Genomic DNA, 26,479 nt, shown 5'->3' with positions numbered 1-26,479 from the left:
AATGATGTGATTCTTTAGCCGAAATCAGATATGAATCTGCACCAGTTTCGCTTCGTCCAAGAGGCCGCGCGCCGCAACCTCAATCTCACCGAGGCCGCCAAGGCGCTGCACACCTCCCAGCCCGGGGTCTCGAAGGCCATCATCGAACTGGAGGACGAACTGGGCGTGGACATCTTCGCCCGCCACGGCAAGCGGCTCAAGCGCATCACCGAGCCGGGCCAGCATGTGCTCAAGAGCATCGAACTCATCATGCGGGAGGTGGGCAACCTCAAGCGCATCGGCGAACAGTACAGCGCGCAGGACAGCGGCACGCTGGCCATTGCCACCACCCACACGCAGGCGCGCTACGTGCTGCCCATGCCCGTGGCCAGGCTGCGCGAGGCCTACCCCAAGGTGACCATCAGCCTGCACCAGGCCACGCCGCACGAGGTGGCGCGCATGGTGATCGACGAAGTGGCCGAGATCGGCATGGCCACCGAATCCCTGGCCGACTACCCGGACCTCGTCACCCTGCCCTGCTACGAATGGCAGCACGTGCTGGTGCTGCCGTCCAGCCATCCGCTGGCGCAGAAGGACCGCATCGGCCTGGAAGACATCGCGCACGAGGCGCTCATCACCTACCACCCCTCGTTCACCGGCCGCGGCAAGATCGACCAGGCTTTCGCCACCCGCAAGCTGCAGCCGCGCATCGTGCTGGAGGCCATCGACTCCGACGTGATCAAGACCTACGTGCGACTGGGCCTGGGCATCGGCATCGTGGCCGAGATGGCCATGCGCGACGACCCGCAGGGGGACCTCGTCGTGCGCCCGGTGGGCCACCTTTTCGGGCAGAGCGTGGCACGCGTGGCCTTCAAGCGGGGCGCCTACCTGCGCAACTTCGTCTACAAGTTTGCCGAACTGCTCAGCGACCGCCTGAGCCGCGACCTCATCGCCCGCGCCATGACCGGGCATGTGAACGACTACGAACTCTGACCCCCTGCCCTGGCCTGCCCGCCATCGACCGCCCCATGAACGCCATCGACCGCCTGCCTTCTCCACCCTTTCCCAGCCGCCTTCCCAACGTAGGCACCACCATCTTCACCGTCATGTCGGCCCTGGCGCAGCAGCACCAGGCCGTGAACCTGGGCCAGGGCTTTCCAGACTTTCACTGCGACCCGAAGCTACTGGACGCCGTCACCCACGCCATGCAGGCGGGCCACAACCAGTACCCCCCCATGGCGGGCGTGCCGGCCCTGCGCCAGGCGGTTGCTTCAAAAATAGAAGCACTCCACGCCCGCCAATATGACCCCGACACCGAAATCACCATCACGGCCGGGGCCACGCAGGCCATTCTCACGGCCATCCTGGCCTGCGTGCAGCCAGGCGACGAGGTCATCGTGCTGGAGCCCTGCTACGACAGCTACGTGCCCAATATCGAGCTAGCGGGTGGCGTGGTCGTGCGCGTGCCGCTCACGCCGGGCAGCTTCCGGCCGGACTTCGCCAAGATCGCCGCCGCCATCACGCCGCGCACGCGCCTGTTGCTCATCAACACGCCGCACAACCCCAGCGCCACCATCTGGACGGACGGGGACATGCGCACGCTGGAGGAACTGCTGGCCCCCACGAACGTGCTGCTGATCAGCGACGAGGTCTACGAGCACATGGTCTTCGACGGTGCCGAGCACCAGAGCGCGGCGCGTTTCGCAGGCCTGGCGGCGCGCGCCTTCATCGTCTCCAGCTTCGGCAAGACCTTCCACGTCACCGGCTGGAAGGTGGGCACGGTGGCCGCGCCGGCCGCCATGACGGCGGAATTCCGCAAGGTGCACCAGTTCAACGTGTTCACGGTGAACACGCCCATGCAGCACGGCCTGGCCGAATACCTGCAAGACCCCGCGCCTTACCTGCAGTTGCCCGCCTTCTACCAGGCCAAGCGCGATCTGTTCCGCCAGGGGCTGGCAGGCTCGCGCCTGAAGCTGCTGCCCAGCACCGGCAGCTATTTCCAGTGCGTGGACATCTCGGCCGTGAGCGACCTGAACGAATCCGACTTCTGTCAATGGCTCACGCGCGAGATCGGCGTGGCCGCCATTCCGCTATCGGCCTTCTATGGCGACGGCTTCGACCAGCGCGTGGTGCGCTTTTGCTTCGCCAAGAAGGACGAGACCCTGCGCGCAGCCATTGAGCGGCTGCGCCGGCTCTGAACACCCCCGGGTCAGTGCGCCAGCGGCGCCAGAAATGCCGCGATGCGCTGCAGCACCTCAGCCGCGCGCTCGCGGTGCGGCACGTGGTGGCAGCCGGCCAGCAGCGCCAGCTCTGCCGTCCCGCCCACACACTGTGCAATCCGTTCGGGCTGCCGCACCGAGCCGTATTCATCCCGCTCGCCGTGGATCACCAGCGCGGGGCACTGCACCCGGGGCAGCACCGGCTCCAGGCTGTAGTCGCGGAATGCCGGTGAGAGCCAGGTGCGCGTCCACGCCTCCAGCACCCAGCGGGCCTTGTCGCCGTGGTACTTGCGCAGGCGATCCATCTCGCCACCGGCTGCGAACGCGGCCTCGGCCGCGCGGATCCCCTGCAATGTGAGTTCCTCCACAAAGCACTGCGCCGATTCGGTGATCAGGGCCCCGCAGGCGTCGCCCGCAGCGGCCGCGGCGAACGCCGCCATGCCGCCGCCCACGCTGTGGCCCATGGCCACGAAGCGCTCCACGCCGCAGTGCCGTAGCATGCGCGGTACGACCTGCTCGCCCTCCATCCGCACGAAGTCGATGGCAAGGGGGTCGCTGCGCGGCGCGGACTGGCCGAACCCCAGCCGGTCGTACGCCAGCACCTCGCGCCCGGTGTGTGCGCACAGCAATGGCGGGAAGTCCCGCCACAGCGCCACGCAGCCCAGCGAGTCGTGGAACAGCACGATGGGCGCCCCCGCGCCCTGCCCTGCGCCAGCCGGCAACCATCTGCGCACGAACAGCGGGCCGCTGCCGGCATCCACCCATGCGTCCCGCACCGACACCGCGCCCGGCCCTGCCGTTGTCCCAGCCACCTGATTCATATCATTTTGATAGCTGCTAGCGCTTGCCAGATAAGCGCCAGAGGCCAATTTGACTCAAATTACAGCAGCACGATGTCGTACTGCTCCTGCCCCATACCCGCCTCCGCCTGCAGCGAGATCGGCTTGCCGATGAAGTCCGACAGGCCCGCCAGGTGCTGGCTCTCCTCGTCCAGGAACAGCTCCACCACCTTGGGCGAGGCGATGACGCGGAACTCGCGCGGGTTGAACTGCCGCGCCTCGCGCAGCACTTCGCGCAGGATGTCGTAGCACACGGTGCGCGCCGTCTTCACCTCCCCCACACCCGCGCAGGTGGGGCATGGCTCGCACAGCATGTGCGACAGCGATTCGCGCGTGCGCTTGCGCGTCATCTCCACCAGGCCCAGCTGCGAAAAGCCGCCCACCATGGTCTTGACGCGGTCGCGGGCCAGCTGCTTGCGAAACTCCGCCAGCACGGCCGCCTGGTGGTCCTCGCGCAGCATGTCGATGAAGTCGGCGATCACGATGCCGCCCAGGTTGCGCAGTCGCAGTTGCCGCGCGATGGCGCCGGCCGCCTCCAGGTTGGTCTTGAAGATGGTGTCGTCGAAGTTGCGCGCCCCCACGTAGCCGCCGGTGTTCACGTCGATGGTGGTGAGCGCCTCGGTCTGGTCCACGATCAGGTAGCCCCCGGACTTGAGCTGCACGCGCCGGCCCAGGGCCAGGGCCACTTCCTCGTCGATGGAATACAGGTCGAAGACCGGCCGCTCTCCCTTGTAGAGTTGCAGCTTGGCCGCAGCGGAGGGCATGAACTCGTTGGCGAACGCATTGAGTGCGGCGAACTGTTCGCGCGAATCGATGCGGATGCTCTGCGTTTCTTCGCTCACCAGATCGCGCAGCACGCGCTGCAGCAGGCTCAAGTCCTGGTACAGCAGCGAGGTGGGCGGCCGGGTCTGCGCCGCCTGCCGGATGCCCGCCCAGGTCTTGCGCAGGTAGGCAATGTCTTCCGCCAGCTCATCGTCGCTCGCGTCCTCGCCATTGGTGCGCAGGATGAAGCCGCCGCCCCCGCCCGTGGACTTGTCGCCCACCAGGGCCTGCAGGCGCGCACGCAGCGCGTCGCGCTCCTCCTGCGGAATTTTCTGCGACACGCCCACATGGTCGTCCTGCGGCAGGAACACCAGCAGCCGCCCGGCGATGCTGATCTGGGTCGACAGGCGCGCGCCCTTGCTGCCTATCGGGTCCTTGATGACCTGCACCATCAGCGCCTGCCCCTCGAACACCTGCTTTTCGATGGGCACGGGCGGCTCGCCCTTGCGCGTGAACATGGGTGCCTCGCCCCCCTCCTGGCGCTGCCACACGTCCGCCACGTGCAGGAAGGCCGCTCGCTCCAGGCCGATATCGATGAAGGCCGACTGCATGCCCGGCAGCACGCGCGACACCTTGCCCAGGTACACGTTGCCAACCAGGCCGCGCTCCAGGGTGCGCTCCACGTGCAGCTCCTGCACGGAGCCGTTTTCGACCACCGCCACGCGCGTTTCCTGGGGCGACCAGTTGATGAGAATGTCTTGTTGCATGGGCTTTGCCAGATGAAGCGCCCATGATGCCTGAAAGCGGCCCGTACAGCGGGCCGCAGGGCCGTCACAGCACCGTGGCCTGCATTCCCCGCAGCAGCTGCGGCTGCAGCGCCACCACGTCCCCCACCACGATGAGCGCCGGCGGTCGCACGCGGTGCTGCAGCGCCAGTGCGGGCAGCTCCTGCAGCGTGCCGCTGATGCAGCGCTGTCCCGGCAGCGAGGCCTGCTCGACCAGGGCCGCGGGTGTGCAAGCCGGCAGGCCATGGGCCACCAGTTCCTTGCAGATCACGGGCAGCGTGCCCACCCCCATGTAGATCACCACGGTCTGGCGCGGCCGCGCCAGCGCCTCCCAATCGAGCGCGACCTCGTCGTCGCCGCGCAGGTGCCCGGTGGCGAACACCAGCGTGGCCGCATGGTCGCGGTGGGTCAGAGGAATGCCGGCGCAGGCGCCCGCCCCCTGTGCCGCCGTGATGCCGGGCACCACGTCGAAGGCGATGCCCGCCTCGGCCAGCGCCTGCACCTCTTCGCCGCCGCGGCCGAAGATGAAGCCATCGCCCCCCTTGAGCCGCACCAGGCTGCGCCCGCTGCGCGCCAGCCGCACCATGAGGTCGATGATGGACTCCTGCGGCAGCGTGTGGTGCGAGGCTTCCTTGCCCACGTAGATCAGGTCGGCGTCCTCGGCCACGTAGCGCAGCACCTCCTTGCCCACCAGATGGTCGTAGAGCACCAGGCGCGCGCCGCGCAGCGCCTTCACGGCGCGCAGCGTGAGCAGTTCGGGGTCGCCCGGGCCTGCGCCCACCAGCGTCACGCGCCCGGGTTGGGGGGGAGTTCCCGGAACGCCTGTGGTGGGCGCTGCGGTGAACCAGCGCGCATCTTCAATGAAGTTCATGTCGGCCTTTCTTGGCAGATCGTGGGGTGGGCTCCATTGTTCAAAGGCCACACGGACCGCGTCCTTGAACCAGTTCAAGGACAGGTGGCAATGCCCGCTGCGACGATGCAGCCACTCGCACCAAGAGGGGATGGACAGCGACCTCGCGAGAGTGGCTCCGGCATTCAGCGGGGGCACGCCCATGCGCTGACCCGAGACGCAGAGGACCCACAATGACAGCAAAGAGGATCGCCAGGCTGGTGGCGCTAGCGGCCGCCACCCTGGTGTCGGCCACCGCCATGGCACAGGACGGCAAGCACGTTTCAGAGGCCGAGAAGAACTACCAGGCGGGCAGCTCGCCCCTGGCCAACGAGCCCATGTACCAAAGCATGAACCCCAAGGCCCCGCCCATGACGCAGGCCGAGTTCGACCTGGGCCGCAAGATCTATTTCGAGCGCTGCGCGGGCTGCCACGGCGTGCTGCGCAAGGGCGCCACGGGCAAGCCGCTGACGCCCGACATCACCCTGCCCAAGGGTACGGAATACCTCAAGGTCTTCATTGCCTACGGCTCGCCGGCGGGCATGCCCAACTGGCTGACCTCGGGCGAAATGGATGAGAAGCAGGTGGACCTGATGGCCCGCTACATCCAGCAGGACCCGCCCACACCGCCCGAGTGGGGCCTGGCCGACGCCAAGAACACCTGGAAGGTCATCATTCCTCCGGAGAAACGGCCGAAGAAGAAGATGAACAACTACAACATCGCCAACATCTTCTCCACCACGCTGCGCGATACCGGCGAAGTGGCGCTGATCGACGGCGATACCAAGGAGATCATCAACATCGTCAAGACCGGCTACGCCGTGCACATCTCGCGCATGTCGGCCTCGGGGCGCTACCTGTTCGTGATCGGCCGCGACGCCAAGATCAACATGATCGACCTGTGGATGGAAAAGCCCGACAACGTGGCCGAGATCCGCGTGGGCCTGGAGGCGCGCTCGGTCGACACCAGCAAGTTCAAGGGCTACGAGGACAAGCTGGCCATTGCCGGCTCCTACTGGCCGCCCCAGTTCACCATCATGGACGGTGACACGCTGGAGCCGCTGAAGATCGTTTCCACCCGCGGCATGGTCGTGGGCACGCAGGAATACCACCCCGAGCCGCGCGTGGCCTCCATCGTTGCGTCGCACTACAAGCCGGAATTCCTCGTGAACGTCAAGGAAACCGGCAAAACGCTGATGGTGGACTATTCCAACCTTCAAGCCCTCAAGATGACCGAGATCGGCTCGGCGCCCTTCCTGCATGACGGTGGCTGGGACTCGTCCAAGCGCTACTTCATGGTGGCTGCCAACAACAGCAACAAGATCGCCGCGATCGACGCCAAGGACGGCAAGCTCGCCGGCCTGACCGAAGTGGGCAAGATTCCCCACCCCGGCCGCGGCGCCAACTTCACCCATCCCAAGTACGGCCCCGTCTGGGCCACCGGCCACCTGGGTGACGAGACGATCTCGCTGATCGGCACCGATCCCAAGAAGTACAAGCAGTACGCCTGGAAGGAAGTGGCCAAGCTCAAGGGACCCGGCGGCGGCGCACTGTTCATCAAGAGCCATCCCAAGTCCAAGCACCTGTACTCGGACGCCCCCCTCAACCCAGACCCCAAGGTCTCCCAGTCGGTCGTGGTGTATGACATCAACGACCTGGACAAGGGCTATGTGACCCTGCCGATCGGCGAATGGGCGGGACTGCCCAACGACGGCGGCGCCAAGCGCGTGGTACAGCCAGAGTTCAACAAGGCGGGTGACGAGGTCTGGTTTGCCGTCTGGTCGGCCAAGGACAAGCAAAGCGCCCTGGTCGTCGTGGATGACAAGACGCTCAAGCTCAAGACCGTGATCAAGGACCCGCGCCTGATCACGCCCACCGGCCACTTCAACGTGCACAACACCCAGCACGACGTCTACTGACGCAAGCCAAGGCCCGCCATGACCCATGCCCCCGTCCTGACCCTGGCCTTGGCGCTGTGCGCCACGGCCGCCGGCGCGCAAACCGCGCCGGCACCCGAACGCGTCGCGCAGCTCGTGCGCATGGTGCGCCAGGACTGCGGCTCCTGCCATGGCATGCGCCTCACCGGTGGCCTGGGGCCCGCGCTCACGCGCGAGGCCCTGGCCGCCAAGCCTGCCGACTATCTGGCCGCCGTCATCACCCACGGCATTCCCGGCACCCCCATGCCGCCCTGGAGCGCCCTGCTGCACAGTGGTGAGGCGCTGTGGATCGCGCAGCGGCTGGCCAGCGGCTTTCCCGAAGAAACCAGGAGCTCCGCCCCATGAAACGGCGCACCCTGCTCTCCCTCAGTGCCGGCGCCCCGCTGCTTGCCAGCGGCTGCGCGGCCACCTCTTCCACGGCCACGCCACCGGCCCCCGCTCTGCAAGGCACGGGCGACCTCGGCGTGGTCATCGAGCGCGCCCAAGGGGCGCTCACCCTCGTCAACACCACCCGGCGCGAAGCCGTGGGCCGCGTGGAGGGCCTGGGCGACCTGTCGCATGCCTCGGTCGTCTTCTCGCGCGACGAACGCCATGCCTATGTCTTCGGCCGCGACGGCGGCCTGACCCGCGTGGACCTGCTCACTCGGCGCATCGCCGGCCGCGTGATGCAGGCTGGCAACTCCATCGGCGGCGCCATCTGCGCCGATGGCAGCCTGGTTGCCGCGCAGAACTACACGCCCGGCGGCGTGAAGCTCTTCGACACAGTCACCCTGGCGCAGCTGGCCGACCTGCCGGCGCTCACCGCCGAAGGCCAGCGCTCGCGCGTGGTGGGCCTGGCAGACCTGCCCCAGCGCCGCTTCATCTACAGCCTGTTCGACGCCAATGCCATCTGCATTGCCGACTGCAAGGATCCCACCCAGCCGCGCGTGACCACGCTGCACGGCATAGGCCGCCAGCCCTACGACGCGCTGGTCACGCCCAATGGCCGTCACTACATTGCCGGGCTGTTCGGCGAGGACGGCCTGGCCATGGTGGACCTGTGGGAGCCCGAGCCCCGCGCACGCCGCATCCTGGCGGGCTACGGGCGCGGCGAGCAACCCCTGCCCGTCTACAAGATGCCCCACCTGCGCGGCTGGGCCGTGGCGGGCCGCCATGCCTATCTGCCGGCCATCGGCCGCCACGAGGTGCTGGTGGTGGACACCGACAGCTGGGCCGAGGTCGGGCGCATCCCTGTCGCGGGCCAGCCCGTGTTCGTGATGGCGCGGCCCGACGGGCGCCAGGTGTGGGTCAACTTCTCCGTACCCGACTACGACCGCGTGCAGGTCATCGACACGCCCAGCCAGCGCGTCGTCGACACGCTGCGGCCCGGCAAGGCCGTGCTGCACATGGAGTTCACGCCGCGCGGCGAGTCCGTATGGATCAGCTGCCGCGACGACAACCGCGTACAGGTCTATGACACCCACACGCTGCAGGCGCAGGCCACGCTGGCCGTCGATGCCCCCAGCGGCATCTTCTTCACCGCCCGCGCGCAGCGCATGGGGTTCTAGGCCATGCCGGGCAGCCACCACGCCACGCATCTCACGCTGCTCAACACCTGGCAGCGCGACTTTCCCCTGTGCGCCGAGCCTTTCGCCACCATCGGCCGAACCCTTGGGCTGGACGCCAGCGAGGTGCTCGGCAGCTATGCACGGCTCTGGCAGGCTGGCGCACTCAGCCGCATCGGCGCCGTGTTCGCCCCCGGCGCGGGCGGTGCCTCGCTGTTGGCTGCCATGGCCGTACCGCCCGAGCGCCTGGACGACGTGGCGGCCACCGTGTCGGCCCACCAGGGCGTCAACCACAACTACGAACGCGAACATGCCACCAACCTCTGGTTCGTCGCCACCGGCCGCGACGCCGAGCATGTGGAGCGCCTGCTGCAGGCCATAGAGCAGGCCACGGCCCTGCCCGTGCTGCGCCTGCCCATGCTGCAGCCCTACCGCATCGATACGGCCTTCGACCTGGCCTCCCCAGCCACCGGCGTCTCGGAGGCCTTCGGCGCGACGGGCCCCACGGCCCCAGCCAGCGCGCCGCTCGCACCGTGCGACTGGCCGCTCGCCGCGCTGGCCGAACAGGGCCTGCCCCTGACCGAGCGGCCCTACGACGTCTGGGCCGACCAGCTGCACTGCAGCACATCCGACGTGCTGGCCACGCTCTCGCGCTGGCAGCAAGCCGGCCTGCTCAGCCGCTTCGGCGTGGTGGTGCGCCACCACGAACTGGGCTACACGGCGAACGCCATGGCCGTTTTCGACGTGCCCGACACCGCGGTGGACGGCCATGGCGCGGCGCTGGCGCACGCGCGGGGCATCACCCTGGCCTACCGCCGCGCCCGCGCGCCCGGCTGGCCCTACAACCTCTACTGCATGGTGCACGGGCGCGACCGCCACACGGTGCGTGCCGTGCTGGCCGAGGCCATGGACCAGGCCGGCCTGGCGGCCCGCCCCAGCGCCGTCCTGTTCTCGCTGCGGCGCTTCAAGCAGACCGGGGCGCGGCGATTCGCCCATCACGCACCCCACGCCAACCCAGAGCCCGAGCCCGCCCTGCAGGAGACCATCAATGCTCTGCCCTGAAGATGCCCGCCTGGTAGACCACCTGCACGGCGGCTTCCCGCTGGTGGACCACCCCTTCGCCGCCGTGGGCGCCGACCTGGGATGGACCGAGGAGCAGGTGATCGAGCGCCTGCACCGCCTGCTCGCGCAGGGCGTGCTCACCCGCTTCGGGCCGCTGTTCCAGATTGAGCGCGCGGGCGGGCAGTTCGTGCTGGCAGCCATGGCCGTGCCCGAGGCGCGCTTCGACACCGTCAGCGCCACCGTCAACGCCTTCACCGAGGTCGCCCACAACTACCGGCGCGAGCACGCGCTGAACATGTGGTTCGTGGTCGCCGCCGAATCGCCCGCGCTGGCCCGCGCGGCGCTGGACCGCATCGAGGCGGCGACTGGCCTGCCCGTCTACGCCTTTCCCAAGGAAGACGAGTATTTCGTGGAACTGCGCCTGCCGCCCCTGCCCACGGGGTCCACCGGAGAACGCCATGGCGCTTGATGCCTTCGACCGCGCGCTCATCGCCGCCACCCAGGGGGGCCTGCCGCTCGTGGCGCGGCCCTACGAGGCCGTGGGCGCCATGCTGGGCGTACCCGGAGAACAGGTGCGCGAGCGCCTGGCGCAGATGATCGACGAGGGCCTGGTGCGCCGCATAGGCGCCGTGCCCAACCACTACCGCCTGGGCTACACGGCCAACGGCATGAGCGTGTGGAACGTGGACGACGCCCAGGTCGCCACGCTGGGCCGCCGGGTGGCCAGCCTGCCCGGCGTGAGCCACTGCTACCGCCGCCCGCGCCACCTGCCGCTGTGGCCCTACAACCTGTTCGCGATGCTGCACGGCCCCACGCGCACGCATGTGGAGCGGCAGGCCGCGCAGATTGCCGCGCTGCTGGGCGATGCCTGCCACGGCAGCGACATCCTGTATTCCACGGCCATTCTCAAGAAGACCGGTCTGCGCCTCAAGGAAGATTGACCATGTTTCGCATCAGCCAGTACCTGCGCGAACTGCACGCGGCCGAGACCACCGGCACCTATCCCGTGCCGCACGAGCGCCGCGCGCGCGGCCCCGTCGTCATCTGGAACCTGATTCGCCGCTGCAACCTCACCTGCAAGCACTGCTACGCCCTCTCGGCCGACCACGACTATGCGGGCGAGCTGTCGCAGCCCGAAGTGTTCATCGTGATGGACGACCTCAAGGCCTTCGGCGTGCCGGCGCTCATCCTCTCGGGCGGCGAGCCGCTGCTGCGCCCCGATCTGTTCGAGATCGCCGCGCGCGCACGCGATCTGGGCTTCTACACCGGCCTGTCCACCAACGGGACGCTGATCGACGCCCCCATGGCCGCGCGCATCGCGGGCGCGGGCTTCGACTACGTGGGCATCAGCCTGGACGGTCTGAAACCCACGCACGACAAGTTCCGCCGCCTCGACGGCGCGTTCGACCGCAGCCTGGCTGCCATCCGCCACTTGGCCACGCACCAGGTCAAGGTGGGCCTGCGCTTCACCATGACCGCGCTGAACGCGCACGACCTGCCCGCGCTCTTGCAGCTCATGCAGGACGAAGGGGCCAACAAGTTCTACTTCTCGCACCTGAACTACGCCGGGCGCGGCAACATCCACCGCGACAAGGACGCCCACCACCAGGCCACGCGCGCCGCCATGGACCTGCTGTTCGACCACGCCTGGGCCGCCGCCCAGGCCGGCAGCCTGGACGACTACGTGAGCGGCAACAACGACGCCGACGGCCCCTACCTGCTGCAGTGGGTGCGCCGGCACCTGCCGCAGTGGGAAGGCGCGCTGTGCCAGCGCCTGGTGGCCTGGGGCGGCAACGCCAGCGGCCAGATGGTGGCCAACATCGACAACCTGGGCCATGTGCACCCTGACACCATGTGGTGGCACCACGACCTGGGCAGCGTGCGCGAGCGCCCGTTCTCGCAGATCTGGAACGACACCAGCGACCCGCTGATGGCCGGCCTGAAGCAGCGCCCGCGTCCCGTGCAGGGCCGCTGCGCGGCGTGCCAGTACCTTGCCATTTGCAACGGCAACACGCGCGTGCGCGCCCAGCAGCTCACGGGCAACCCATGGTTCGAGGACCCCGGCTGCTACCTGAGCGACGCCGAGACAGGCGCGGCCAGCACGCCGTTCCAGCCGCCCGCCAGGAAAAACGCGCGCCGCACCATCGAGATCGCCCATGCATAAAGCCCTTCGCCCCCTGCTGACTACCCTGACCGCCATTGCCGCCCTGGCCTGGCTGCCCACGCTGCACGCCCAGGCGCCCGAGGCCACCAAGCCAGACGCTCCCGCCCTCTACCAGCAGCACTGCGCCGTGTGCCACGGCGCGCAGCGCACCGGCCTGATGGGCCCGGCACTGCTGCCCGAGAGCCTGGAGCGTGTACGCCCCGCCGAGATGCTGCGCGTCATCCAGCAGGGCCGCCCCGCCACCCAGATGCCGGGGTTCTCCGAACAGCTGGGCGACGCGGAGATCCGCGCCCTGGCCGCCTGGGTACGCACGCCGGTGGTGCCCGCGCCGCGCTGGGGCGAGGCCGACATCCGCGCCTCGCGCAACTTCACGCCCGCGCCCGAGGATGAACCCGCGCACCCCAAGTGGGACGCCGACCCGATGAACCTGTTCGTCGTCGTCGAGGGCGGCGACCACCATGTCTCGCTGCTCGACGGCGACCGCCTTGAGGTCATCACGCGCTTTGCCAGCCGCTACGCGCTGCACGGCGGTCCCAAGTTTACGCCCGACGGGCGCTACGTGTTCTTCGGCTCGCGCGACGGCTGGATCACCAAATACGACCTGTGGCGCCTGCGCGTGGTGGCCGAGGTGCGCGCCGGCCTAAACATGCGCAACGTGGCCGTCAGCAGCGACGGGCGCTGGGTCATGGCCGCCAACTACCTGCCGCACACGCTGGCGCTGTTCGACGCCGACCTTCAGCTCGTCAAGACCTACGACGCCGCCACGCTGGACGGCAAGGCCAGCTCGCGCGTCTCGGCCGTGTACGACGCCGCGCCGCGCCACAGCTTCGTGGTGGCGCTCAAGGACATCCCCGAGATCTGGGAAATTTCCTACGACAAGCAGGCCGGACCCATCCACGACGGCCTGGTGCACGACTACAAGATGGGCGAGGCGATCGCCAAGCCCGGCTACCTGGGCGTGCGCCGCACGCCCTTGAGCGAGCCGCTGGACGACTTCTTCTTCGACCAGAGCTACCGCCACGTACTCGGCGCCACGCGCCCGAAAAGTGGCGGTGACGAACGCGCCAGCGCCCAGGTGGTCAACCTCGACATCCGCCGCAAGGTGGCCGACCTGCCCATTGCCGGCATGCCGCACCTGGGCTCTGGCATCACCTTCGACTGGGGCGACACCACGGTGCTGGCCAGTCCCAACCTGGGCGGGGGTGCCGTGGACGTGATCGACATGCGCACCTGGAAGACGGTGCGCACCATCGCCACGCCCGGGCCGGGCTTCTTCATGCGCAGCCACGAGAAAACGCCCTATGCCTGGACCGACTCCATGATGAGCCCCACGGCCAGGGACACCCTGACCATCATCGACAAGCGCACGCTGGAGACCGTGGCCCAGGTGCGCGAGCCGGGCAAGACGCTGGCGCACATCGAGTTCACCCGCGACGGGCGTTACGCCCTGGCCAGCGTCTGGGAGATGGACGGCGCCCTCGTCGTCTACGACGCCGCCACCTTCCGGGAGGTCAAGCGCCTGCCCATGAAGAAGCCGGTGGGTAAATACAACGTCTGGAACAAGATCACCCGCAGCGAGGGCACGTCGCACTGACCCCATTGCTCTACATCAATCCGCAGCCTGGGGGTATCCCCTGTAATGCGGGCATGGATACTGCCAACTTCGACATATCCCGCTACCTTGCTGCCCTGCCGCTGTTCCAGGAAATGACGCCCCAGGAACTGCGGCGCCTGTCGGGGGGGTGCCGCCTGAGGCGCTACGCACGCGGCGACAACGTGTTCTGCGTGGGCATGCCGTGCGAGGAGTTCCATGTCACCGTCATGGGCCAGGTCAAGCTGTTCGCGCTTTCGCCCGCCGGGCAGGAAAAGGTGATCGAGTTGGCCGGCCCCGGCATCAGCTTTGCCGAGGCGCTGATGTTCACCGACCGTCCCTACATCGTGAACGCCCAGGCGCTGACCGACACCCTGCTGCTCAGCGTGGGCAAGGCCGCCGTGGTGCACGAGATCGAGAGCGACCCGCGCTTTGCCATGCGCATGCTGGCCGGCATCTCGCGGCGCCTGCACGGTCTGGTGCGCGACGTGCAGACCTACACGCTGCACAGCGGAACCCAGCGGGTGATCGGCTACCTGCTGCAGGCCCTGCCCGAAGACTCGCCCCATCCGATGGAGCCCATGCCCGGCTGCTGCCCTGCGCGGCGGGCGGCGGCCATGGCGGCCGAGCCCGCGCCACCGGCCAGCACACGCAGCGTTTCGCTGCCGGTGAGCAAGGCCACCATCGCATCGCGGCTGTCGATCACCCCCGAGTACTTCTCGCGCGTGCTGCACGACCTGGAGGCCGCAGGCCTGATCCAGATCGACAAGCGCGACATCCACATCCCGGACACCGCGCGCCTGGCCAGCCACCCGATGTGATCAGACCCGCAGCACGCCGGCCGTGCGCAGCAGGCACGCCGTCTCGTACATGGGCAGGCCCATGATGCCCGAGTAGCTGCCGGCCAAGTGCTCCACATAGGCCGCGGCGCGGCCCTGGATCGCGTAGGCGCCGGCCTTGCCCAGCGGTTCGCCCGTGGCCACGTAGTCCGCGATCTGCGCCTTGGACATGGGCGCGAAGCGCACGCGCGACACCGACAGCGCCGCAAGGCGCTTGTCCCCCGCCTGCAGCGCCACGGCCGTGAGCACGCAGTGCTCCTGCCCCGCCAGTTCGCCCAGCATGCGCGCGGCGTCGCGCCCGTCCTCGGGCTTGCCGTAGATGGTGTCGCCCAGCGCGACCGTGGTGTCCGAGCACAGGATGGGCGCCGGCGGCAACGCGCGCCGCGCATGGCGCGCCACGGCGGCGTCGAGCTTGAGGCCGGTCACCCGCTGCACATAGGCCGTGGGCGACTCGCCGGCGTGCACCGCCTCGATGGCCTCGGCATCCTCAGGCAGGTCGCCGTCCGTGTTGGGCAGCAGCAGTTCATGGCGCACACCCAACTGTTCCAGCAGCTGGCGGCGGCGTGGGCTTTGCGAGGCAAGATAGATGAAGTCAGACATCTTATGAGTCAAATTGGCCTCTAGCGCTCACCCATCAAGCGCAAGCTGCTATCAAAAGTGATGTTACTCGCGGTGGTAGGGATGGCCGGCATTCACTGACCAGGCGCGGTAGAGCTGCTCGATGAGCAGCACGCGCACCATGGCGTGCGGCAGGGTCAGGTCCGACAGGCGGATGCGCTCGTGCGCCGCCTGGCGAAAGGCCGGCTCCAGCCCATCGGGCCCGCCGATCACCAGGGCCACGTCGTCGCCGCCCAGTTGCCAGTCCTTCAGGCGCTGGGCCAGGGCCTTGGTGGTGAGGTTGGTGCCGCGTTCGTCCAGCACCACCACGCGCGTGCCGCGCGGGATGGCAGCCTCGATGCGCTCGCGCTCGGCGGCGTACAGGGTCTCCAGCGTCTTGGAGCCGCGCGGCTCGGTCTTGACGGCCTTGAGTTCGACCTTCAGCTCGGGCGGAAAGCGCTTAGCGTAGTCGTCATAGGCCGTCTGCGCCCAGTCGGGCACGCGCTGGCCCACGGCCACGATGAGCAGCTTCATGGGTCAGGAAAAGCCTCAGGCCTTCTTGCGCGCGGGCGCCTTCTTGGCCGCCGGCTTGGCTGCGGGCTTGCGCGCCGTGGTCTTGGCGGCGGCCTTGGCCGGTGCCTTCTTGGTGGCAGGCTTGTTGACCACGACGGTCTTCACCACGGCCTTGGCCGCCGGCTTCTTGGCCGCCACCTTCTTCGCGCCGGGCTTGGGAGCCGCAGCCGTCTTGGCAACGGCCTTGGCGGTCGGCTTAACGGCCGACTTGGGCGTGGCCGACTTGGCCGGCGCGGCCTTCACGACGGCCTTGGCCGCTGGCTTGGCGGCCGGTTTTGCGGCAGCTTTGGCCGGTGCCTTCTTGGCTGCAGGCTTGGCCACGGTCTTGGCTGCGGCCTTCTTGGCCGCCGGCTTCTTGCGTGCAGGGGCCTCGTCGCCCCCTTCCGACGCCATGATCTTGCGCGGCTTGGGCGCACCGAGCTTCATGCGCACGGGCAGCTCGCCCCAGATTTCCTCCAGCCGGTAGTACTGGCGGATGGCGGGCTGCATGATGTGGGCCACGGCCTGGCCGCAGTCCACGATGATCCACTCGCCGTTCTCCTCGCCCTCGGTGCGCGGCTTGACGAAGCCCGCCTCGCGCACCGCGTCGCGCACGCTGGCGGCCAGCGCCTTGGTCTGGCGGTTGGAGGTGCCGGTGGCCACGATCACGCGCTCGAACAGGGGCGAGAGATGCTCGGTGTTGAAGACCTGGATGTCTTGCGCCTTGACGTCCTCCAGTCCATCGACGATGGCCCGCTGGAGCTTGGTCACGTCTTTCTTGGCGGCGGTTTCCGATTTGCTGGAAGTGGTCATCAGGAGGTCTTCAGTGAAAGGATGGAATCAATATAGCCTGCAAGCCCTGCGGCGGCCAATAGGGGCGCGCAGCGGTTTTCGAGGCGTTGTTTAGTGGTCAAAAAAGGCCTTGGCGCACAACAGGCGAGCGCTACAAGCTATCAAAATTATAGTTGCCGGCCCGCCCGGTGCTCAGAGCCAGTCGCGGCGCTGTAAAAAGCGCGCGGTGAGTTCGGCCTCGGGCGACCCGGGCGCGTGCTCGCGCTGGTAGGCCCAGGCCGCCAGCGGCGGCATGGACAGCAGGATGGATTCGGTGCGCCCACCCGACTGCAGGCCGAAGTGCGTGCCGCGGTCCCAGACCAGGTTGAACTCCACGTAGCGCCCGCGGCGGTACAGCTGGAATTCGCGCTCGCGCTCGCCATGGGGCATGTGCATGCGCCGCTCCACGATGGGCAGGTAGGCCCCCAGGAAGGCGTCGCCCACGCTCTGCGTCATGGCCAGGCTTTGCTCGAAGCCCAGTTCGGAGAAGTCGTCGAAGAAGATGCCGCCCACGCCGCGCTGCTCATGGCGGTGCTTGAGGTAGAAGTACTCGTCGCACCAGGTCTTGAAGCGCGGGTACAGGCCATCGCCGAAGGGCTGGACCGCATCGCGGCAGGCGCGGTGGAAATGCACGGCGTCGTCCTCGAAGCCGTAGAACGGCGTGAGGTCCATGCCGCCGCCGAACCAGCAGGTGGGCTCCTGCCCCGGCTGGCCCGCGGAGATCATGCGCACGTTCATGTGCACCGTGGGCACGTAGGGATTGCGCGGGTGGAACACCAGGGACACGCCCATGGCCTCGAACGGCGCACCGGCCAGCTCGGGCCGGTGCTGCGTGGCCGAGGGCGGCAGGCGCGGACCGCTCACGTGCGAGAAGCCGCAGCCCGCGCGCTCGAACACGCGGCCGCCCTCCAGGATGCGCGTGATGCCGTCGCCCTGCAGCGGCGAGCCTGGCTCGCGCTGCCAGGCATCGGAGCGAAAGCGCGCCCCGCCCTGCGCCGTGGGGCCTTCGAGGCCCTCCAGCGCACCGGTGATGCGCGCCTGCAGTTCCTCCAGGTAGCCGCGCACCCGGCCCACCGTATCGCCGGTGCCGAACAGCCGCGCCATCAATTGGCCTTCACGGCGCGGTGACCGATGTCGCGGCGGTACTGCGCGCCATCGAAATGGATGCCCCGGGCCACGTCGTACACGCGCTGCTGCGCCTGCTTGACGCTGTCGGCCAGGGCCGTCACGCACAGCACGCGGCCACCGCTGGTGCGCACCACGCCGTCCTGCAGCTGCGTGCCGGCGTGGAACACCATGGCATCGTCCTGGTCCTGCGGCAGGCCGTTGACCGCGTCGCCCTTGCGCGGGCTGTCCGGGTAGCCGTGCGCGGCCATCACCACGCCCAGCGCCGTGCGGCGGTCCCAGTGCAGCTCGACCTGGTCCAGCTTGCCGTCCACGGCGGCGCCCAGCACCTCGACCAGGTCGCTTTTGAGGCGCATCATGATCGGCTGCGTTTCGGGGTCGCCCATGCGGCAGTTGAACTCCAGCGTCTTGGGATGGCCGGCGGCGTCGATCATCAGGCCGGCGTACAGGAAGCCCGTATAGGGAATGCCGTCCTTTTCCATGCCGCGGATGGTGGGCAGGATGACCTCGCGCATGGCGCGCGCATGCACGTCGGCCGTGACCACCGGCGCGGGCGAATAGGCCCCCATGCCGCCCGTGTTGGGGCCCTGGTCGCCGTCCTTCAGGCGCTTGTGGTCCTGGCTGGTGGCCAGGGCCAGCACGTTCTTGCCGTCGCACAGCACGATGAAGGAGGCTTCCTCGCCCTCGAGGAACTCCTCGATCACCACGCGCGCGCCGCCTTCGTTGTGCGTCACGCCGTACTTGTTGTCCACCAGCATGAAGTCCACGGCATCGTGGGCCTCCTGCAGCGTGGTGGCCACCACCACGCCCTTGCCCGCGGCCAGACCGTCGGCCTTGATGACGATGGGCGCGCCCAGGCGGTCCACGTAGGCATGGGCCGCCTGCGGGTCGGTGAAGGTCTCGTACTCGGCCGTGGGAATGCCGTGGCGCTTCATGAAGGCCTTGGAGAAGGCCTTGGAGCTTTCCAGCTGCGCGGCCGCCTGCGAGGGGCCGAAGATGCGCAGGCCGTGGGCACGGAACTCGTCCACCACGCCAGCGGCCAGCGGGGCCTCGGGGCCGACGACGGTCAGGCCGATCTTCTGCTCCTGCGCCCATTCGCGCAGTTCCACCACGTCGCCGATGGGCACGTTTTCATATTTCGGCGACAGCGCCGTGCCGCCGTTGCCCGGCGCCACATAAACCTTGGTGGTCTTGGGGGACTGGCTGAGTTTCCAGGCCAGTGCGTGTTCCCGGCCGCCGCCGCCAATGACTAGGATTTTCATAGGGTGTCGTTGCTCAGGTTCCTAGAGCTCTGCGTTGTGGTAGACCTCTTGCACGTCGTCGAGGTCTTCGATCATGTCCAGGAGCTTTTGCATGCGGGCCACGTCGTCGCCCTCCAGGGCGATGGTGTTCTCGGGGCGCATGGTGACCTCGGCCACCTCGGGCTTGAGGCCCGCGGCCTCCAGCGCGTCGCGCACGGCCTCAAAGTCGCCGGGCGCGGTCAGCACCTCGATGGCGCCGTCGTCGTCCGTGACCACGTCCTCGGCGCCGGCCTCCAGCGCCACTTCCATGACCTGGTCCTCGTTCGTGCCCGGGGCGAAGATCATCTGCCCCACATGCTTGAACTGGAAGGCCACGGAGCCTTCGGTGCCCATGTTGCCGCCGTACTTGCTGAAGGCATGGCGCACCTCGGCCACCGTGCGCACGCGGTTGTCGGTCATGGTGTCCACGATGATCGCGGCGCCGCCGATGCCGTAGCCCTCGTAGCGGATTTCCTCGTAGCTCACGCCTTCCAGAGTGCCCGAGGCCTTGTCGATGTTGTACTTGATGCGGTCGGCCGGCATGTTGGCGGCCTTGGCCTTGTCGATGGCCAGACGCAGACGGGGGTTGGCCGAGGGGTCGCCGCCACCGGTCCGCGCCGCGACGGTGATTTCACGAATGATGCGGGTCCAGATCTTTCCGCGCTTCTCATCCTGGCGACCCTTGCGGTGCTGGATGTTGGCCCATTTACTGTGTCCTGCCACTGCAGCGTCCTTTGATTGATTTAATCTTGCGGCCGGGATTTTACTTTTGACTCACCCCCCAGACTAAAGCCATGGCAGAACCCCTTCTGATTGCACAGCACGATTCCACCCAATGCCACCTGCTGCCGGGCCTGGCCAACCGCCACGGACTGATCACCGGCGCGACCGGCACCGGCAAGACGGTGACGCTGCAAACCCTGGCCGAGCAGTTCTCGCGCATCGGCGTGCCGGTGTTCATGGCCGACGTGAAGGGCGACCTCACGGGCATCAGCCAGAAGGGCCGCGTGGGCGACAAGCTCGCCAAGACGCTGGCCGAGCGCGGCCTGCCCCTGCCCGAGCCCGCCGCCTGCCCCACCACGCTGTGGGACGTGTTCGGCACGCAGGGCCACCCGGTGCGCGCCACCGTCTCCGACATGGGCCCGCTGCTGCTGGGCCGCATGCTGAACCTGAACGAGACCCAGCTCGGCGTGCTGAACCTGGTGTTCAAGATCGCCGACGACAACGGCCTGCTGCTGCTGGACCTGAAGGACCTGCGCGCCATGCTCACCTACGTGGGCGACAACGCCAAGGAGTTCACCACCGAGTATGGCAACATCTCCACGGCCAGCGTGGGCGCCATCCAGCGCGGCCTGCTCACGATCGAGACCCAGGGCGGCGACCAGTTCTTCGGCGAGCCCATGCTCAACATCGAGGACTTCATGCAGACCGTCGATGGCCAGGGCGTGGTCAACATCCTGGCTGCCGACAAGCTCATGAACTCGCCGCGCCTGTACGCCACCTTCCTGCTGTGGATGCTGTCCGAGCTGTTCGAGCAGCTGCCCGAGATCGGCGACCCCGACAAGCCCAAGCTGGTGTTCTTCTTCGACGAGGCCCACCTGCTGTTCAACGAGGCGCCCAAGGTGCTGGTCGAACGCATCGAGCTCGTGGTGCGCCTGGTGCGCTCCAAGGGCGTGGGCGTGTACTTCGTCACCCAGAACCCGCTGGACATTCCCGACAGCGTGCTGGCCCAGTTGGGCAACCGCGTGCAGCACGCGCTGCGCGCCTTCACACCGCGCGACCAGAAGGCCGTCAAGGCCACGGCCACCACCATGCGCCCCAAGGCGGGTCTGGACATCGAGGCCGCCATCACCGAGCTGGCCGTGGGCGAGGCGCTGGTGAGCTTTCTCGACCCCAAGGGCCGCCCCAGCGAGACCGAGCGCGTCTACGTGCTGCCGCCGGGCAGCCAGATCGGCCCCATCACCGACGGCGACCGGCGCGCGCTGCTCGCGGGCTCGCTCGTCGCGGGCACCTACGACACGCCCGTGGACCGCGAATCGGCCTACGAGAAGCTGCGCGGCCGCGCCGACGCGGCGGCCGGCAATGCCGCGGCCAACCCGGCCAAGGGCGCCGCGCAGGACGACGGCGGGCTGATGGGCGGGCTCAACGACGTGCTGTTCGGCAGCACCGGCCCGCGCGGCGGCAAGCGCGACGGCCTGGTGCAGACCATGGCCAAGTCCGCCGTGCGCACCATGGGCACCAACCTGGGCAAGGAAATCCTGCGCGGCGTGCTGGGCGGCATTTTCGGCGGCAGGAAGCGCTGAGACTTCAAGCCGAATCAGGCCCCGACGACCACCCATCAAGCGCAAGCAGCTATTGTTTCAAGAGCAAGCCCATGATCGACCTGTACTACTGGACCACACCCAACGGCCACAAGATCACGCTGTTTCTGGAAGAGGCCGGCCTGCCCTACCGCATCCACCCGGTGAACATCGGGCGGGGCGAGCAGTTCGCGCCCGACTTCCTGCGCATCGCGCCCAACAACCGCATCCCGGCCATCGTGGACCAGGCGCCCGCCGACGGCGGCGCGCCGCTGTCCGTCTTCGAGTCGGGGGCCATCCTGCTGTACCTGGCCGACAAATCCGGCCGCCTCATCCCGCAGGGCCTGCGCGGGCGCACCGAGGCGCTGCAGTGGCTGTTCTGGCAGATGGGCGGCCTGGGGCCCATGGCCGGGCAGAACCACCACTTCACCCAGTACGCGCCCGAGCCCCTGCCCTACGCCATCAACCGCTACGTGAAGGAAACCGCGCGCCTGTACGGCGTGCTGGACAAGCACCTGGCCGACGGGCGTGCGTTCATCGCGGGCGACTACTCCATCGCCGACATGGCCTGCTACCCCTGGATCGTGCCGCACGACAAGCAGCGCCAGAACCTGGCGGACTTCCCGCACCTGCAGCGCTGGTTCGAGCGCATCCGCGCGCGCCCCGCCACCGAACGCGCCTACGCACTGGCCCAGACCATCAACACCGCCCCCACGGTGGACGAGGCGGCCAAGAAGGTGCTGTTCGGCCAGGACGCCGCCACGGTGCGCCGGTAGCGCGCGCGCCTTGCGCGGCCAGCCACAAAAAAAGCCGCTGGATCAGCGGCTTTTCCTTGTGGACATGGCGGGCACTGCGGCGACCATGTCAGTCCACCAGCCCGACGAACACGTTCTGCACGTCGTCGTTGTTCTCGATGCCGGCCAGGAAGGCCTGCACCTCTTCCTGCGCCTCGGCGGACAGGCTGGCCATGCTCACCGGGTTCTTGGCCTTGTAGCCCAGCTTGGCCGACAGCACCTTGAAGCCGAACTCGGGCAGCGCCTTGGCGACCGTGTCCAGGTCCGTGGCGTCGGTCAGGAACAGGGTCTGGCCCTCTTCCTCTCCGGGCTCGAAATCCTGTGCGCCGGCCTCGATGGCGGCCAGTTCCGCGTCCGCGCCGGGCTGTTCCGGCTCGGCCTCGATCATGCCCACATGGTCGAAGTCCCAGGCCACGGCGCTCATCTGGCCCTTGCGAAAGCACACGCGCATCTCGGGCGCCGTGCGGTTCACGTTGTCGGTCAGGCATTCCACCATCACCGGCACCTGGTGCGGCGCAAAGCCTTCATAGATGACGCGCTCGTAGTTCACGGCATCGCCACCCACGCCCGAGCCCTTCTTGATCGCGCGTTCCAGCGTGTCCTTGGGCATGGACGCCTTGCGCGCCGCCTCGACGGCCAGGCGCAGGCGCGAATTGCCGGCCGGGTCCGCGCCGGCACGTGCGGCGACGATGATTTCCTTGACCAGCTTCCCAAAAAGCCTGCCCTTGGCATCGGCGACCAGCGCCTTGCCCTTTGCCTTCCATTGCGCGCCCATGGCTGCGATTCCTTTACGTGAAGCCAACAAAAAATGCGGCCTGCGCCGCAGCGGCAAAGTGTATACCCCGCCATCTGCACCAAGGGTGCGGGCGCCCATGCCGGCTCTTCCCGTGCCGATGCGCAGCGCCGCGTGGCGCACAGGGCAGGCACTATGCATTCAATAGCATCCAGCGCTTACCCAGCCATCGCTATGCGCTGATTTCATCCACGCCCTGACGACCACCGCGCCGTCACGCACGCGACGCATGGCGACCTGCGGGCCCCCTACAGTGGGCCCCATGAACACCCTCACCTGCTTCACCCTCACCATCACCGACCAGGTGGCCCACCTGGTGCTGAACCGCCCCGAGGCCATGAACACCATGCACCCCCGGTTCTGGCGCGAGCTGGACCAGGTGCTGGCCGACCTGCACCGCGGCGGCGAGGCGCGGGCGCTGGTCATCAGCAGCACCGGCAAGCATTTCAGCGCCGGCATGGCGCTGGAGACCTTCGGCGGTGCCATCACGCTGGACGACGCCAGCCCCGAGGGCCGCGCCGCCATCTTCGACCTGCTCACCGACATGCAGGCCACCTTCACGCGCATCGAGAACCTGCGCATGCCGGTGATCGCCGCCATCCACGGCGGCTGCATCGGCGGCGCGGTGGACATGGTGGCCGCGGCCTGCATCCGCTACGCCACGCGCGATGCGTTCTTCTGCATCCAGGAGATCAACATCGGCATGGTGGCCGACATGGGCACGCTGCAGCGCCTGCCCAAGCTCATGCCGCTGGGCCTGCTCAAGGAGCTGGCCTACACCGGCCGCCGCCTGCCGGCCGAGCGCGCGCTGGCCAGCGGCCTGGTGACGGAACTCTTCGACACCCAGGAAGACCTGCTGGCCGCCGCCCTGGCCTGCGCGCGCGAGATCGCCGCCAAGCCGCCCGTGGCCATCTGGGGCACCAAGCAGGCCGTGCACTACGCGCGCGACCACGGCGTTCAGGACAGCCTGCGCCAGATGGGCTGGCTGCAGGGCGCGATCTGGAGCAACCGCCACCTGGGCGAATCCGTGGCCGCCATGAAGCAGCGCCGCGCGGGCGCGTTTCCCGCGCTGGCGCCGTTGCAGCGCTTCGGCGACCTGGACTGAACGCCGCCGCCGGCCGCCTTGCCGCGCCGGCCAGCGCAGTTACATCAAACTTCATAGCTGCCTACGCTTGCTGCATGGGCGCTGCAGGCATTTTTGCTGCTGAAACACCCCGGGCCGGGCTATGATGCACCGGCGCGCCACCGCGCGCCCCCATTCCAACCCGCGTTCGACAGCCGCCATGAACCTGCCTCGCCCGCCCCTGCCCACCTACGACGACGTCGCCGAAGCCGCCCACCGCCTCAAGGGCATGGCGCACCACACGCCGGTGCTGCGATCCAGCACGGCGGATGCGCTGCTCGGGGCCGAACTGTTCTTCAAGTGCGAGAACCTGCAGCGCATGGGCGCGTTCAAGTTCCGCGGCGCCTTCAACGCCCTGGTGCAGTTCAGCGACGCGCAGCGCCGGCGCGGCGTGCTGGCGTTCTCGTCGGGCAACCACGCGCAGGCCATCGCCCTGTCGGCGCGCCTGCTGGAGATGCCGGCCGTCATCGTCATGCCCGAGGACGCGCCCGCCGCGAAGATCGCCGCCACGCGCGGCTACGGCGCCGAGGTCGTCACCTACAACCGCTTCACCGAGGATCGCGAGGCCATCAGCCGCCGCCTGGCCACCGAGCGCGGCATGACGCTGATCCCGCCCTACGACCACGCCCACGTGATCGCGGGCCAGGGCACGGTGGCCAAGGAACTGCTCGAAGAGGTGCCGCAGTTGGACTACCTGTTCGTGCCCCTGGGCGGCGGCGGCCTGCTGTCGGGCAGCCTGCTGGCGGCCGGCGCGCTGGCGCCGCACTGCCAGGTGATCGGCGTGGAGCCCGAGGCCGGCAACGACGCCCAGCAGTCGCTGCGCGCCGGCCAGATCGTGCGCATCGACACGCCCAGCACCATTGCCGACGGCGCCCAGACCCAGGCGCTGGGCACGCTCACCTTCCCCCTCATCCACGCCGGCGTGTCGGACATCGTCACCGCCACCGACGCCCAGCTGATCGAGGCCCTGCGCTTCTTCGCCGAACGCATGAAGATCGTGGTCGAGCCCACGGGCGCGCTGGGCTTCGCTGCCGCCCGCCATGGCGGCCTGCGGCTGCAGGGCAAGCGCGTGGGCATCGTCATCAGCGGCGGCAACGTGGACCTGGCGCGCTACGCGCAGTTCCTGGCCACGGAGCCGGCGGGCGGCTGAACCGCCGGGCCGCCAGGCCACCCGATATGGCCCTGCTGCGGCCATGGCCCCCGGGGCCCGGGTGCAAAATTCCGGCTTCACGAACGTCCTTTCTCCTTTCACCCATAAGAGGCACCAGCCCATGAGCAACGTCCACGTCATCGACCACCCCCTGGTGCAGCACAAGCTGACCCTGATGCGCAAGAAGGACGCCAGCACCAACAGCTTCCGCCGCCTGCTGGGCGAGCTGTCCACCCTGATGGCCTACGAGGTCACGCGCGACATGCCGCTGCAGGACGTGACCATCGAGACCCCGCTGGAGACCATGACCGCCAAGATGATCGACGGCAAGAAACTGGTGCTGGTGTCCATCCTGCGCGCGGGCAACGGCTTCCTGGACGGCATGCTCAACGTGGTGCCCGGCGCGCGCATCGGCCACATCGGCCTGTATCGCGACCCCGAGACGCTGCAGCCCGTCGAGTACTACTTCAAGATGCCCTCCGAGATGGCCGAGCGCGACATCATCGTGGTCGACCCCATGCTCGCCACCGGCAACTCCGCCGCCGCCGCCGTGCAGCGCCTCAAGCAGCTGCAGCCGCGCTCCATCAAGTTCGTCTGCCTGCTGGCCGCCCCCGAGGGCGTGGCCACCCTGCAGCAGGCCCACCCCGACGTGCCGATCTACACCGCCGCCATCGACCGCGAGCTCGACGAGCACGGCTACATCCTGCCGGGCCTGGGCGACGCGGGCGACCGCATCTTCGGCACCAAGTGAACGCGCCCCCCGCCAACTGGCTGGCCACGCCCCGCCTGCGGCTGCGGCCCTGGACGGACGCCGACCGCGCGCCCTTCGCGGCGCTCAATGACGACGCGCAGGTGATGGAGCATTTCCCCGCGCGGCTCACCCGCGCGCAAAGCGATGCCATGGCCGACCGCATCGAGGCGCTGATCCACGAGCGCGGCTGGGGCTTCTGGGCCGCCGACTGCCTGCTGGACGGGACGCCCCGCTTCATGGGCTTCGTGGGCCTGCACACGCCCGCGCCCGAGCTGCCCTTCGCCCCCTGCGTGGAAATCGGCTGGCGCCTGGCCCGTCCCTACTGGGGCCAGGGCCTGGCCAGCGAGGCCGCACGGCTGGCGCTGCGCGTGGGCTTCGACTGGCTGGGGCTGGAGGAGATCGTCGCCTTCACCGCCGTCGGCAACCTGCGCTCCCAGGCCGTCATGCGGCGCCTGGGCATGCGCGAATGCCCCGGCGAGGCCTTCGAGCACCCGGCCCTCGCGCCCGGCCATCCGCTGCGCGCGCACTGCCTGTACCGCCTGCAGCGCGGCGCCTGGGCCGCAACGGCCTGAG

At 68.7% G+C, this 26,479-nt stretch carries 27 protein-coding genes; 17 read left to right on the top strand and 10 right to left on the bottom strand.

All coding sequences use genetic code 11. From position 1 onward, the window contains the following. The first annotated feature begins 30 nt into the window (after nucleotides 1-30). Together BP68_RS01470 and BP68_RS01465 are read left to right on the top strand one after the other, a co-directional pair. Entirely contained in the window at nucleotides 31-972 is a 942-nt protein-coding gene (locus tag BP68_RS01470; protein WP_496368352.1) for a CysB family HTH-type transcriptional regulator, read from the top strand. A gap of 35 nt (nucleotides 973-1,007) precedes the next feature. Then, complete coding sequence (locus tag BP68_RS01465; RefSeq protein ID WP_496368350.1) at nucleotides 1,008-2,177, top strand: pyridoxal phosphate-dependent aminotransferase; 1,170 nt, start codon at nucleotides 1,008-1,010, stop codon at nucleotides 2,175-2,177. Nucleotides 2,178-2,188: 11 nt separating this feature from the next. Here the strand turns inward: BP68_RS01465 and BP68_RS01460 are convergent, their stop codons facing one another. The 3 genes from BP68_RS01460 to cobA form a co-directional block, all read right to left on the bottom strand. Continuing rightward, nucleotides 2,189-3,019: an alpha/beta fold hydrolase gene (locus BP68_RS01460; RefSeq protein ID WP_496368348.1), complete on the bottom strand. Its 831-nt coding sequence runs from the start codon at nucleotides 3,017-3,019 to the stop codon at nucleotides 2,189-2,191. A gap of 59 nt (nucleotides 3,020-3,078) precedes the next feature. Beyond that, nucleotides 3,079-4,566: a ribonuclease G gene (rng, locus tag BP68_RS01455; RefSeq protein WP_496368346.1), complete on the bottom strand. Its 1,488-nt coding sequence runs from the start codon at nucleotides 4,564-4,566 to the stop codon at nucleotides 3,079-3,081. Between the two features lie 64 nt (nucleotides 4,567-4,630). Next, complete coding sequence (gene cobA / locus BP68_RS01450; protein ID WP_496368344.1) at nucleotides 4,631-5,455, bottom strand: uroporphyrinogen-III C-methyltransferase; 825 nt, start codon at nucleotides 5,453-5,455, stop codon at nucleotides 4,631-4,633. Nucleotides 5,456-5,667: 212 nt separating this feature from the next. Here cobA and BP68_RS01445 point away from each other — a divergent pair, with 212 nt between their 5' ends. Genes BP68_RS01445 through BP68_RS01405 form a run of 9 tightly spaced genes read left to right on the top strand, consistent with a single transcriptional unit; the run spans nucleotide 5,668 to nucleotide 14,592 of the window. After that, nucleotides 5,668-7,392 carry a cytochrome D1 domain-containing protein gene (locus BP68_RS01445; protein WP_496368342.1) on the top strand — a complete coding sequence of 575 codons (1,725 nt, stop codon included), beginning with the start codon at nucleotides 5,668-5,670 and terminating at the stop codon, nucleotides 7,390-7,392. 18 nt (nucleotides 7,393-7,410) lie between these two features. Next, nucleotides 7,411-7,755 carry a c-type cytochrome gene (locus BP68_RS01440; protein WP_496368340.1) on the top strand — a complete coding sequence of 115 codons (345 nt, stop codon included), beginning with the start codon at nucleotides 7,411-7,413 and terminating at the stop codon, nucleotides 7,753-7,755. Then, nucleotides 7,752-8,957: a cytochrome D1 domain-containing protein gene (locus BP68_RS01435; protein WP_496368338.1), complete on the top strand. Its 1,206-nt coding sequence runs from the start codon at nucleotides 7,752-7,754 to the stop codon at nucleotides 8,955-8,957. Before BP68_RS01440 ends, BP68_RS01435 begins: the two co-directional genes overlap by 4 nt. 3 nt (nucleotides 8,958-8,960) lie before the next feature. Continuing rightward, nucleotides 8,961-10,016 carry a siroheme decarboxylase subunit beta gene (ahbB, locus tag BP68_RS01430; protein ID WP_496368336.1) on the top strand — a complete coding sequence of 352 codons (1,056 nt, stop codon included), beginning with the start codon at nucleotides 8,961-8,963 and terminating at the stop codon, nucleotides 10,014-10,016. After that, nucleotides 10,003-10,485 carry an Lrp/AsnC family transcriptional regulator gene (locus BP68_RS01425; protein ID WP_496368334.1) on the top strand — a complete coding sequence of 161 codons (483 nt, stop codon included), beginning with the start codon at nucleotides 10,003-10,005 and terminating at the stop codon, nucleotides 10,483-10,485. Before ahbB (BP68_RS01430) ends, BP68_RS01425 begins: the two co-directional genes overlap by 14 nt. Then, nucleotides 10,475-10,957, top strand: coding sequence for a siroheme decarboxylase subunit beta (gene ahbB / locus BP68_RS01420; RefSeq protein WP_496368332.1), 483 nt, complete (start codon nucleotides 10,475-10,477; stop codon nucleotides 10,955-10,957). Before BP68_RS01425 ends, ahbB (BP68_RS01420) begins: the two co-directional genes overlap by 11 nt. A gap of 2 nt (nucleotides 10,958-10,959) precedes the next feature. Beyond that, a complete protein-coding gene (gene nirJ, locus BP68_RS01415; protein ID WP_496368330.1) occupies nucleotides 10,960-12,180 on the top strand; it encodes a heme d1 biosynthesis radical SAM protein NirJ in 1,221 nt (406 codons plus the stop codon). Further along, on the top strand, nucleotides 12,173-13,774 hold the full coding sequence (locus tag BP68_RS01410) for a cytochrome D1 domain-containing protein (RefSeq protein WP_496368328.1): 1,602 nt from the start codon (nucleotides 12,173-12,175) through the stop codon (nucleotides 13,772-13,774). Before nirJ ends, BP68_RS01410 begins: the two co-directional genes overlap by 8 nt. A 53-nt stretch (nucleotides 13,775-13,827) precedes the next feature. Then, the gene (locus BP68_RS01405) at nucleotides 13,828-14,592 is read left to right on the top strand and encodes a Crp/Fnr family transcriptional regulator (protein ID WP_496368326.1); all 765 of its coding nucleotides are present in this window, start codon (nucleotides 13,828-13,830) and stop codon (nucleotides 14,590-14,592) included. On the opposite strand, the gene BP68_RS01400 is transcribed toward BP68_RS01405, so the two are convergent. The 6 genes from BP68_RS01400 to BP68_RS01375 form a co-directional block, all read right to left on the bottom strand. Beyond that, nucleotides 14,593-15,210 (bottom strand): Maf family protein, encoded by a 618-nt coding sequence (locus BP68_RS01400; RefSeq protein ID WP_496368324.1) that lies wholly within the window; start codon nucleotides 15,208-15,210, stop codon nucleotides 14,593-14,595. 63 nt (nucleotides 15,211-15,273) lie between these two features. After that, nucleotides 15,274-15,741: a 23S rRNA (pseudouridine(1915)-N(3))-methyltransferase RlmH gene (gene rlmH, locus BP68_RS01395; protein ID WP_496368322.1), complete on the bottom strand. Its 468-nt coding sequence runs from the start codon at nucleotides 15,739-15,741 to the stop codon at nucleotides 15,274-15,276. 15 nt (nucleotides 15,742-15,756) lie between these two features. Further along, nucleotides 15,757-16,572, bottom strand: a complete 816-nt coding sequence (gene rsfS / locus BP68_RS01390) for a ribosome silencing factor (RefSeq protein ID WP_496368320.1) — start codon at nucleotides 16,570-16,572, stop codon at nucleotides 15,757-15,759. A 171-nt stretch (nucleotides 16,573-16,743) separates the two neighbouring features. After that, nucleotides 16,744-17,694 carry an oxygen-dependent coproporphyrinogen oxidase gene (gene hemF, locus BP68_RS01385; protein ID WP_496368318.1) on the bottom strand — a complete coding sequence of 317 codons (951 nt, stop codon included), beginning with the start codon at nucleotides 17,692-17,694 and terminating at the stop codon, nucleotides 16,744-16,746. Next, the gene (gene purD / locus BP68_RS01380; protein ID WP_496368316.1) at nucleotides 17,694-18,977 is read right to left on the bottom strand and encodes a phosphoribosylamine--glycine ligase; all 1,284 of its coding nucleotides are present in this window, start codon (nucleotides 18,975-18,977) and stop codon (nucleotides 17,694-17,696) included. Before purD ends, hemF begins: the two co-directional genes overlap by 1 nt. Before the next feature lie 21 nt (nucleotides 18,978-18,998). Next, a complete protein-coding gene (locus tag BP68_RS01375; protein ID WP_496368314.1) occupies nucleotides 18,999-19,718 on the bottom strand; it encodes a YebC/PmpR family DNA-binding transcriptional regulator in 720 nt (239 codons plus the stop codon). A 71-nt stretch (nucleotides 19,719-19,789) separates the two neighbouring features. Between BP68_RS01375 and BP68_RS01370 the strand changes: the two genes are divergently transcribed. After that, nucleotides 19,790-21,298 (top strand): helicase HerA-like domain-containing protein, encoded by a 1,509-nt coding sequence (locus BP68_RS01370; protein ID WP_496368312.1) that lies wholly within the window; start codon nucleotides 19,790-19,792, stop codon nucleotides 21,296-21,298. A gap of 71 nt (nucleotides 21,299-21,369) precedes the next feature. Next, nucleotides 21,370-22,071, top strand: coding sequence for a glutathione binding-like protein (locus BP68_RS01365; protein ID WP_496368310.1), 702 nt, complete (start codon nucleotides 21,370-21,372; stop codon nucleotides 22,069-22,071). An 88-nt stretch (nucleotides 22,072-22,159) separates the two neighbouring features. On the opposite strand, the gene BP68_RS01360 is transcribed toward BP68_RS01365, so the two are convergent. Continuing rightward, nucleotides 22,160-22,864: a YebC/PmpR family DNA-binding transcriptional regulator gene (locus BP68_RS01360; RefSeq protein WP_496368308.1), complete on the bottom strand. Its 705-nt coding sequence runs from the start codon at nucleotides 22,862-22,864 to the stop codon at nucleotides 22,160-22,162. A 280-nt stretch (nucleotides 22,865-23,144) separates the two neighbouring features. Between BP68_RS01360 and BP68_RS01355 the strand changes: the two genes are divergently transcribed. The 4 genes from BP68_RS01355 (at nucleotide 23,145) to BP68_RS01340 (ending at nucleotide 26,478) form a co-directional block, all read left to right on the top strand. Continuing rightward, nucleotides 23,145-23,987: an enoyl-CoA hydratase-related protein gene (locus tag BP68_RS01355; RefSeq protein WP_496368306.1), complete on the top strand. Its 843-nt coding sequence runs from the start codon at nucleotides 23,145-23,147 to the stop codon at nucleotides 23,985-23,987. A gap of 178 nt (nucleotides 23,988-24,165) precedes the next feature. Beyond that, nucleotides 24,166-25,155 (top strand): threo-3-hydroxy-L-aspartate ammonia-lyase, encoded by a 990-nt coding sequence (locus BP68_RS01350; RefSeq protein ID WP_496368304.1) that lies wholly within the window; start codon nucleotides 24,166-24,168, stop codon nucleotides 25,153-25,155. A 121-nt stretch (nucleotides 25,156-25,276) separates the two neighbouring features. After that, nucleotides 25,277-25,906 carry a uracil phosphoribosyltransferase gene (gene upp, locus BP68_RS01345; protein WP_496368302.1) on the top strand — a complete coding sequence of 210 codons (630 nt, stop codon included), beginning with the start codon at nucleotides 25,277-25,279 and terminating at the stop codon, nucleotides 25,904-25,906. Beyond that, nucleotides 25,903-26,478, top strand: coding sequence for a GNAT family N-acetyltransferase (locus BP68_RS01340; RefSeq protein WP_496368300.1), 576 nt, complete (start codon nucleotides 25,903-25,905; stop codon nucleotides 26,476-26,478). Before upp ends, BP68_RS01340 begins: the two co-directional genes overlap by 4 nt. The last annotated feature ends 1 nt before the right edge of the window (nucleotide 26,479 follow it).

Source organism: Diaphorobacter oryzae DSM 22780 (assembly GCF_059568935.1).
Note: the sequence above shows the minus strand (reverse complement) of the source record. Positions and strands in the feature narration are given on the sequence as shown.

Excerpts from the sequence above, each read along its gene's own strand:
- BP68_RS01470 (WP_496368352.1), top strand. The coding sequence starts at position 31 with ATGAATCTGCACCAGTTTCGCTTCGTCCAAGAGGCCGCGCGCCGCAAC.
- BP68_RS01465 (WP_496368350.1), top strand. The coding sequence starts at position 1,008 with ATGAACGCCATCGACCGCCTGCCTTCTCCACCCTTTCCCAGCCGCCTT.
- BP68_RS01460 (WP_496368348.1), bottom strand. The coding sequence starts at position 3,019 with ATGAATCAGGTGGCTGGGACAACGGCAGGGCCGGGCGCGGTGTCGGTG.
- rng (WP_496368346.1), bottom strand. The coding sequence starts at position 4,566 with ATGCAACAAGACATTCTCATCAACTGGTCGCCCCAGGAAACGCGCGTG.
- cobA (WP_496368344.1), bottom strand. The coding sequence starts at position 5,455 with ATGAACTTCATTGAAGATGCGCGCTGGTTCACCGCAGCGCCCACCACA.
- BP68_RS01445 (WP_496368342.1), top strand. The coding sequence starts at position 5,668 with ATGACAGCAAAGAGGATCGCCAGGCTGGTGGCGCTAGCGGCCGCCACC.
- BP68_RS01440 (WP_496368340.1), top strand. The coding sequence starts at position 7,411 with ATGACCCATGCCCCCGTCCTGACCCTGGCCTTGGCGCTGTGCGCCACG.
- BP68_RS01435 (WP_496368338.1), top strand. The coding sequence starts at position 7,752 with ATGAAACGGCGCACCCTGCTCTCCCTCAGTGCCGGCGCCCCGCTGCTT.
- ahbB (WP_496368336.1), top strand. The coding sequence starts at position 8,961 with ATGCCGGGCAGCCACCACGCCACGCATCTCACGCTGCTCAACACCTGG.
- BP68_RS01425 (WP_496368334.1), top strand. The coding sequence starts at position 10,003 with ATGCTCTGCCCTGAAGATGCCCGCCTGGTAGACCACCTGCACGGCGGC.
- ahbB (WP_496368332.1), top strand. The coding sequence starts at position 10,475 with ATGGCGCTTGATGCCTTCGACCGCGCGCTCATCGCCGCCACCCAGGGG.
- nirJ (WP_496368330.1), top strand. The coding sequence starts at position 10,960 with ATGTTTCGCATCAGCCAGTACCTGCGCGAACTGCACGCGGCCGAGACC.
- BP68_RS01410 (WP_496368328.1), top strand. The coding sequence starts at position 12,173 with ATGCATAAAGCCCTTCGCCCCCTGCTGACTACCCTGACCGCCATTGCC.
- BP68_RS01405 (WP_496368326.1), top strand. The coding sequence starts at position 13,828 with ATGGATACTGCCAACTTCGACATATCCCGCTACCTTGCTGCCCTGCCG.
- BP68_RS01400 (WP_496368324.1), bottom strand. The coding sequence starts at position 15,210 with ATGTCTGACTTCATCTATCTTGCCTCGCAAAGCCCACGCCGCCGCCAG.
- rlmH (WP_496368322.1), bottom strand. The coding sequence starts at position 15,741 with ATGAAGCTGCTCATCGTGGCCGTGGGCCAGCGCGTGCCCGACTGGGCG.
- rsfS (WP_496368320.1), bottom strand. The coding sequence starts at position 16,572 with ATGACCACTTCCAGCAAATCGGAAACCGCCGCCAAGAAAGACGTGACC.
- hemF (WP_496368318.1), bottom strand. The coding sequence starts at position 17,694 with ATGGCGCGGCTGTTCGGCACCGGCGATACGGTGGGCCGGGTGCGCGGC.
- purD (WP_496368316.1), bottom strand. The coding sequence starts at position 18,977 with ATGAAAATCCTAGTCATTGGCGGCGGCGGCCGGGAACACGCACTGGCC.
- BP68_RS01370 (WP_496368312.1), top strand. The coding sequence starts at position 19,790 with ATGGCAGAACCCCTTCTGATTGCACAGCACGATTCCACCCAATGCCAC.
- BP68_RS01365 (WP_496368310.1), top strand. The coding sequence starts at position 21,370 with ATGATCGACCTGTACTACTGGACCACACCCAACGGCCACAAGATCACG.
- BP68_RS01360 (WP_496368308.1), bottom strand. The coding sequence starts at position 22,864 with ATGGGCGCGCAATGGAAGGCAAAGGGCAAGGCGCTGGTCGCCGATGCC.
- BP68_RS01355 (WP_496368306.1), top strand. The coding sequence starts at position 23,145 with ATGAACACCCTCACCTGCTTCACCCTCACCATCACCGACCAGGTGGCC.
- BP68_RS01350 (WP_496368304.1), top strand. The coding sequence starts at position 24,166 with ATGAACCTGCCTCGCCCGCCCCTGCCCACCTACGACGACGTCGCCGAA.
- upp (WP_496368302.1), top strand. The coding sequence starts at position 25,277 with ATGAGCAACGTCCACGTCATCGACCACCCCCTGGTGCAGCACAAGCTG.